The organism is Spongiactinospora gelatinilytica, from assembly GCF_003236385.1.
GTDB lineage: Bacteria > Actinomycetota > Actinomycetes > Streptosporangiales > Streptosporangiaceae > Spongiactinospora > Spongiactinospora gelatinilytica.
On sequence record NZ_POUA01000372.1, the window covers coordinates 1 to 7,499 of the forward strand.

Below are 7,499 nucleotides of genomic sequence, written 5' to 3' on the forward strand. Positions count from 1 at the left end.
CGGTCGGGATCGGGGCCGGGGGGCGGCCCTGTGCGGTGAGGCTGGACGCGCGCGGCCTGATCGACGGCGCCGAGCCCACCGCCACCGTCCTGTACGGCTGGCGGCTCCAGCGCTGGAGCGCGTCAGCGCGCGCCTGGAAGTCCTACGCCACCGCCGCGGCCGGTTTCACCGGCGGCCGGTTCGAGGCCCGCTGGGCACCCGATGTCGTGAACAACCCCGGCTGGTACCGCGTGGAGCTGACCGTCGAGAACGGCGGCCGCCCGGCCAAGGCCGCGCTCAGCGAGCGGTTCCAGCTCAGTTGCTGAGGAGCCGCGCCCCCGGCGGCCCCCATGTGGGGTGGGGACCGCCGGGCGAGGCGCACCGGCTACAGGTTCGCGGCGAGCGCCTGCCTGGACGCCTCCACCCACCGCGACACCCCGACGCGCTCGGCGACCGCCACGGCCTTCTGGTAGTGCGCCCTGGCGGCGTCCGGCAGGCCCAGCCGTACCGCCAGATCGCCCAACGTGAGCGCGACCGGCCACAAGGCCACCACACCCGTGCCCGCGCCCGCGATCCGGTCGGAGAACGGCGTCAGCGTGTCGTAGGACTCCTGCATCCGCATGCGGTCCTCCAGCAGCATCCCGGTCAGCGCCCGCCAGGTCATCGCCAGCTCGTACAGGAAGTCGAGGCGGACGGGCGTGCGCACGGCGGCCACCGCGCGGGCGTCGCGCTGGTGCCCCGCCGAGGCCAGCGCCAGCGCGTAGGCGTCGAGAGTCCACTTCGCGCCGCGCTGGTGGGCCTCGGCCAGCGGCTCGACCATGTCGGCCGCCCTGCCGTCCACCAGGTGCAGGCAGAACGAGGTGATCAGCGGGAGGTCCTGGCGGCCTTCGAGCATGCCCGCCCGCGCGGTCTGCCTGGCCGCGTCGCGGTAGGCCCGCTCCGCGCCCGCGTAGTCACCGCTGATCATCCGGCGCTGGCCCGCGTACCACGCGCCGACCGCGGCGGGCGCCGGCAGGTCGTACTGCCTGGCCAGCCGCTCGGCCGTGGCCACCTCGGCGTCGGCGGTGGCGAAGTCGCCGCGCGCCGCCGCGCACTCCATCAGCACCAGGTGAGCCAGCGCCTGCACGGCGACCTGCCCGGACGCCTCGCCCACCGAGAGCAGCTCGCGCCCGATCGCCTCCCGTTCGCCCACCGCCGGAATGCCGTAGGACTGCCGCAGCCGCCCGCTGAGGGCCACCGCGAGCAGCGCCGGGTCGCCGCTCATCCGGGCCAGCTCCTCGGCCTCCAGGGACGCCTCGTGCCCCCTGCCGCCGGCCGACCCCTCCAGTTCCAGGGCCAGCGTGGCGAGCAGGCTGGCGCGCAGCGCCTGCTCCTCGGCGGGGAGTTCGATCAGCGCCCTCTCGGTGACGTCGACGATCTCCCAGGCGGTGCGGGTGAAGTCGCGGGCCATGCCCTTGTGAGGCACCGCCAGGGACGCGGCGACCCTGGCGGTCAGCTCCAGGTCGCCGAGCGGCAGCGCGGCGTCCATGGCGGCGCGGCGCTGCCTGCGGGCCGCGGCCATGTCGCCGCACAGCCCGAGGGCCTTGATCAGCCGCAGCGACAGGCGCAGCCGCTCGCGTACGCGCTGCTCGTCGTCGGCCCGCCCGGCCCGGTCGAACGCGTCGATGGCCTGCTGCCACAGGTCGGCCGCCTCCCGGTGGGCGAACCTGCGTTCGGCCTGGTCGGCGGCCAGACTGGCGTAGTGGACGGCCTTGGCGGCGGTCTCCGCCGTGCCGGCCGCGTCGAAGTGGTGGGCGAGGGCCGCGACGTCGCCGGGGTTGCGGCGTTCGACGGCGGCGGCCACCGCCGCGTGCAGCCGGGTGCGGCGCAGCCGCGAGGCGTCGGAGTAGAGCGTGCCGCGTACCAGGTCGTGGTCGAACCGGAGCATCCCCGGCCCCGGCTCGGTGACCAGCCCGGCGAGCAGCGCGGCCTCGACGGCCTCCACCACCGCGTCCTCGTCGCCCGCCACATCGACCAGCAGGTCCACGTCGACGTCCCGGCCGATCACCGCGGCCTGGAGCAGGATCTGCTGGGCCGGGCCGGGCAGCCGGGCGATCCGGCGGCGCAGCACGTCGCGCACGCCCGAAGGGACGCCGGTCAGCACCTCGGCCGAGGTGGTGCGCCCTCTGGTGTACTCCGAGTCGAGCAGCCGGACGGTCTCCCGCACGAAGAAGGGGTTGCCGCCGGTGCGTTCGGCGATCGTGCTGACCGCGTCCTCGTCGACCTCGCGCACGCAGGTGGCGCGGACCAGCTCGGCCACGCTCTTGGCGTCGAGCCCGGAAAGGCCCACCCGGACCGGGCCGAGCCTGGCCAGGGCGGCCAGCACGTCGGCCTGCTCGCCGGTGATCTCGCTCTCCCTGGCGGTGACCACGAGCAGCACCCGGCTGGTGGCCAGCAGGCTGGGCAGCGCCCGCAGCAGCGCGAGGGTCTGCGCGTCGGCCCAGTGCAGGTCCTCCAGGATGATGACGAGCGGGCACTCCTTGGCGATGCCCGCCAGGTAGCCGCCGACCGCGCGGTGCAGCCGGAAGCCGCCGGAGGCGATGTCGTCGTCGGGGACGGGGGCGGTGTCGTCCAGCAGCGGGGCGAGCAACTGGCCGTACTCCCCGGGGCCGATGCCCGACACCAGCGTGCGCAAGATCTCCACCCAGGCCCACCCGGGCGGCGTGGCGCTGCTGTCCGGGCAGGCCCCGGCGGCGGTGATCCAGCCGTCCGCGGCGAGCGTCAGCGCGAGCCTGCGCACCAGCGTGGACTTGCCCTCGCCCGCGTCGCCGCTGACCACCGCGACCGTGAAGTGACCGGTACGGCCCGCCGCGGTGACCAGCCTGGCCAGCTCCGCCTCCCGGCCGACGAACGGCTCCGGCTCCAGCGGGGGCAGGTCGGGGGGCGTGGACGTCGGCCGCGGCGGCCAGGTGTCGCCCACCGCCGGGACCTGGCGGCCCTGCCGCAGCGGTGGCCCGGCAAGCTCCAGATCGGGCGACTGCGCCAGGATGTCGGACTCCAGCTTGCGCAGCGCGGGTCCGGGGTCGATGCCCAGCTCGTCGGCCAGGATCGTGCGGGCGCGGCGGAGCGCGGCGAGCGCGTCGCCCTGCCGCCCGCTGCGGTAGAGGCCGAGGGCCAGCAGCCGCCAGCCCTCCTCGCGCAGCGGGTGTTCCGCGGTCAGCGCCTCAAGGTCGGGCACGGTCTCGGCGGGCATGCCGAGCCGCAGGCCGGTGTCGGCGTGCCGTTCCCTGGCCACCAGCCGCAGCTCGGTGAGCCGGTTGACCTCGGCCTCGGCCCACGGCTGGTCGGCGAAATCGGAGTAGGGGGTGCCCCGCCAAAGGCCCAGGGCCTTGGTCAGCCTCGCCCGTGCCGCCCCCGGGTCGTCGGCCTCCAGGTTCTCGCCCGCGGTGCGCACCATCTCCTCGAAGCGCAGCGCGTCCACCTGGTCGGGGGTGACCCGCAGCGCGTAGCCCGAGGCCACGGTGACCAGCAGCCGATTGGGGCCGCCGCGCGGCCTGCCGGGTTCGAGCACCCGGCGCAGCCGGGAGATGTAGACCTGAAGGCCCGACTGGGCGCCCTTGGCGGCGTCGTCGTCCCACAGGTCGTACAGCAGTGAGTCGACGGGCACGACCTGCCCGCGTGCGACCAGTAACCGGGCGAGCACGGCGCGTTGCCGAAGCCCGCCGAGGTCGAGTTCGTCATCGCCGTCGTATGCCTCGACCGGCCCAAGTACCCGGAACGCCACCATGTCAGCCGCCACGCTATGCGTGCTCGCGAAGGGGGCACAAGCCGTACCGCCGCATTGCGGTACGGGCGTGGCCTGCGACGCCCATGTGATGGAAAGCCGGTATGGGGACGAGGGCGGGCCGCCGGGACGGCACGCTACTCTCGCGCCGCGGCGCCGTCACCGTGGACCTCGCCGTGAACCTCACTGTGGACCTCACCGCGGGCCTCAATGTGGGCCGCCTCCTCGACCTTCCGACCTGCCTGCCGATCCGCTCCGCCGTTGCGCCTGCGCAGCAGTGCCCATGCGCCGAGCGCGAGCCCGCCGATGGGGATTTCGATAGTGTAGGTCCAGAAGCCGAAGAGCAGTGCGGCGGCCGTCGCGGCGGGCAGCGGCACGCCGAAGGCGTTCAGCAGCGCGAGCACCCCGAGTTCCATGATCCCGGCACCGCTCGGGGTGACCAGAGCCGTGGTGAGCACGCGCGAGAGGGCGAACACCGCGATCGACTCGGCCAGCCCCGGATAGGCCCCGGTGGCGTACATGCAGCAGAGCATGATGAGCCACTGGAAGCCCAGGAAGGCGATCATGCCGAGGCTCAGCCCGGCCCAGCGCCGCCGCACGATCGCGGCGATGTCCGTGCGCAGCCGGGCCAGCGCCTCGGAGGCCGCGTGCTCGCGCGGGCGGATCCGGTGCGGCGCCAGCCGTACCACGCCGTCCAGCCCGCGGCCCAGCACGGCCGCCGCGCGGTCCCAGTACAGCGCGGCGGCGGCCACCGCCACCAGCGCCAGGATGGACAGCGCGCCCACCCAGCCGGCCTGCGCGATCCGCTGGTCGGGCACCCGCCCGGCGAGCAGCAGCGACACGATGCCCACCGCGGGCAGGATGAACCGGAACAGGTTGTTCCACACGCCGGTCGTCAGCGTGGACACCACGACCGCGCGGAACGGGAACCCCCAGCCCTTCGTCATGGCGAACGTCAGCGCCACGCCGAGCGCGCCGCCGAACGGCAGCAGGTTGCTGACCGCGCTGCTGCCCGCGTTGAGCGTCAGGGCCTGTAGGTGCGTCAGGCCGGGCAGTGACCGGGTGAGCACCACCGTGTACGCGCCCAGGCTGGCCATCCACGCGGCCGTCATCAGCCCGACCATCAGCGGGCTCATCTGCGCGAACTCCGCGCCGATCTGGGCCCAGGAGACCTCTTTGTCGGTCAGCGCGCCGACGACCTGCGGCAAGAAGACGATCAGCGAGCCCGCGAGCCCCAGCGAGACGACGGAAAGCAGGATCTGTATCCGGGTGTTCTTCATGTCGGCTCTAGTTTGCCGCGCCCTTCTCGTCGCCGTGCTCCTCCTTTCGGACGAGCCGCCCCTTACTCAGGCCCTTGGTGGAATGTCGAAGGGGTGTTTCAGGCGGGTGCCGAGCGGGACGTCACGCCTGACGTACCACTCGGTGCCGAAGATCAGCCGGTACAGCGGGCCGGGGATCTTCAGCATCATGCCGAGGGTCCGGTCGCCGTCGCCGCCGGTGGCCTGCGAGGCGTGCGCCGCCATGCTGGCGCGCTTCTGCCGGGCGAAGCGGCGGACGCTCACCCGGTGGGTGATCGCCTCGCCGGGGGAGTACGCCCGCTCGAAGGTACGCAGATCGAACTCCGGCGGGAAGGTGTAGAACCGGCCCGCCAGGCGCAGCGCGCGCAGCAGCAGGTCACGGTCGACCGTGGCCTCCAGCACGATCGGCGTGCCCGCGATCTCGGCGGCCCGCCTGCCCACCCGGTGGACCTGCACGTGGTCGGGGTGCCCGTAGCCGCCCGCAGGGTCGTAGATCGTCACCAGGTCGGCGGACTCCTCCTTGAGCACCTCGGCCAGCCGCTGCGCGGCCTCCTCGGTGTCGGCGTCGATGAACGCGTCGTCCGGCCGGTCGTCCGCCACGCCGCCGGCGCTGCCCAGGCCCGAGTCGGCGTAGCCGAGCTTGACCACCCGGGCGCAGCCGAGCAGCGCGGCCGAGCGGTACAGCTCCGACATCCGTGCCTCGCCCAGCGCATCGCCCGGGGCGAGGTCGGCCAGGCCGCGCTCGCCCGCGGTGGCCACCACCAGCACCACCCGGTGCCCCTGCGCCGCGAGCATGGCCATGGTCCCGGCGGTGAGCAGGGCCTCATCGTCGGGGTGGGCGTGGAAGAAGACTGCTGTGCTTATGGCGCTCATCTCCGTTCCCGCGGCTCACCGGCGTCTCGGGGGGTATGAGCAAACCCTATCCCGCCGTCCGCCCGGAGAACGCGAGGCGTCGATCGCCGTAGGCTGAGACGGTGAGGATCCTCCACGTCAGCGACTGCTACCTTCCCCGGCTCGGCGGCATCGAAGTGCAGGTGGCCGACCTCACCGCGACGCAGGCGAAAGCCGGTCACGAGGTCGAGGTGGCCACCGCGACACCGGGCGAGGCCCTGCCGGGCGTCCACCGGGTGGTCGCGCCGATGCCGTTCGACCTGCCGGTCCACCCGTTCGGCGTCGGGCACATGCTGCGGCTGCTGGCGGCGCGCCGGCCCGACGTGGTCCACGTCCACGCGGGCGCGATCTCGCCGTTCGCCTGGATGGCGGCGCGGGCCGCGGCGCGGGCCAGGATGCCGCTGGTGGTGACCGTGCACAGCATGTGGGACCCGGTCACCAAGGGCGTGTACGGCCTGCTGGGCGAGGCCGCGGGCTGGCGGCGCTGGGGCCTGGTGGGCACGGCGGTCAGCGAGGCGGCGGCCCGCCCCATCCGGGCGGTCGCCGGGCGCGGGGTGCCGGTCCACGTGGTCTCCAACGGCCTGGACATCTCGGGCTGGCGTCCCAGCGGCCCGGTACGGCGGGCGGCCCCCGGCGGGCCGGTCCACGTCGTGGCCGTCGGCCGGCTGGCCCCCCGCAAGCACCCCGTACGACTGCTGAAGCTCCTCCAGATCGCCGCCCGGCGGACTCCCGGCCTGCGGGCCACCATCGTCGGCGACGGACCGGCCAAGGCGGCCATGGAACGGCATGTGCGCGGCCACGGCATGTCCGGGTGGGTGACGCTGCCCGGCAGGCAGTCCCGCGAGCAGATCCGCGACCTGCTGGCCGAGGCCGACATCTTCGTCGCCCCCGCCCCGCGCGAGTCCTTCGGCCTGGCCGCCCTGGAGGCCAGGGCGGCCGGGGTGCCGGTGGTCGCGCGGGCGCAGAGCGGGGTGGCCGACTTCGTCCGGCCGTACAAGGAGGGGCTGCTCGGCCGCGACGTGGACGAGATGGCCGCCTGCGTCGCCAAACTGGCCGCCGACCACGAGCTGCGCGAGCAGATCGCCGCGCACAACCGCGAGACCGAGCCCGTGCAGTGCTCTTGGCCCGCCGTCCTTTCGGGCTTCGAGCGCTGCTACGCCCAGGCCCGCGAACGCGCGCCCCGCCGCTAGGCGCTAGCGGTTGAGCACGACGATGCCCTCGCGGTCGTAGACCATGCGGTAGCCGATGAGGATCAGGCCCTCGACCCGCTTCCGCTGGTCGTCGGCCGAGCCGAAAGGGAACTCCGCGCGCGACACGTCGGCCACGACCCAGGGGGCGTTCCTCGGCCTGTGGTCGAACAGCAGCACGGTGGTCCGGGCGCTCAGCGCGGGGCCGAGCGAGTTGCCCGCCTCCACGACGACGCCGGAGGGCACCATGGCCACGGCTTCGGCCGCCGCCACCGCCCGCGCGTCGCGCTGGTAGAAGGTGGGATGGACGAGCTGGTCGAACCCGAACCGCGGCAGCAGCGTGATCGCCACCGCGCACACCCCCACCGACCACGCCAGGAC

Annotated in this window: 5 protein-coding genes and 1 pseudogene; 2 read left to right on the forward strand and 4 right to left on the reverse strand. The window is 74.4% G+C overall.

Annotated features, from left to right (window positions below):
• Window positions 1–305: hypothetical protein (locus tag C1I98_RS31900; protein ID WP_233508360.1), on the forward strand; the 305-nt coding region annotated here is incomplete at its 5' end.
• A 59-nt stretch (window positions 306–364) separates the two neighbouring features.
• Here the strand turns inward: C1I98_RS31900 and C1I98_RS31905 are convergent.
• The 3 genes from C1I98_RS31905 to C1I98_RS31915 all read right to left on the reverse strand — a co-directional run bounded on the left by C1I98_RS31905 (window position 365) and on the right by C1I98_RS31915 (window position 5,913).
• Window positions 365–3,757 (reverse strand): ATP-binding protein, encoded by a 3,393-nt coding sequence (locus C1I98_RS31905; RefSeq protein ID WP_233508361.1) that lies wholly within the window; start codon window positions 3,755–3,757, stop codon window positions 365–367.
• Between the two features lie 122 nt (window positions 3,758–3,879).
• Window positions 3,880–5,022 (reverse strand): lysylphosphatidylglycerol synthase domain-containing protein, encoded by a 1,143-nt coding sequence (locus C1I98_RS31910; protein ID WP_111171081.1) that lies wholly within the window; start codon window positions 5,020–5,022, stop codon window positions 3,880–3,882.
• A gap of 66 nt (window positions 5,023–5,088) precedes the next feature.
• The gene (locus C1I98_RS31915) at window positions 5,089–5,913 is read right to left on the reverse strand and encodes a PIG-L deacetylase family protein (protein ID WP_111171082.1); all 825 of its coding nucleotides are present in this window, start codon (window positions 5,911–5,913) and stop codon (window positions 5,089–5,091) included.
• Between the two features lie 101 nt (window positions 5,914–6,014).
• On the opposite strand from C1I98_RS31915, the gene C1I98_RS31920 reads away from it, so the two are divergent.
• Complete coding sequence (locus C1I98_RS31920; protein WP_111171083.1) at window positions 6,015–7,121, forward strand: glycosyltransferase family 4 protein; 1,107 nt, start codon at window positions 6,015–6,017, stop codon at window positions 7,119–7,121.
• A 3-nt stretch (window positions 7,122–7,124) separates the two neighbouring features.
• Here C1I98_RS31920 and C1I98_RS41965 read toward each other — a convergent pair.
• A pseudogene (locus tag C1I98_RS41965) lies at window positions 7,125–7,499 on the reverse strand (DUF2079 domain-containing protein); the annotation flags it as partial.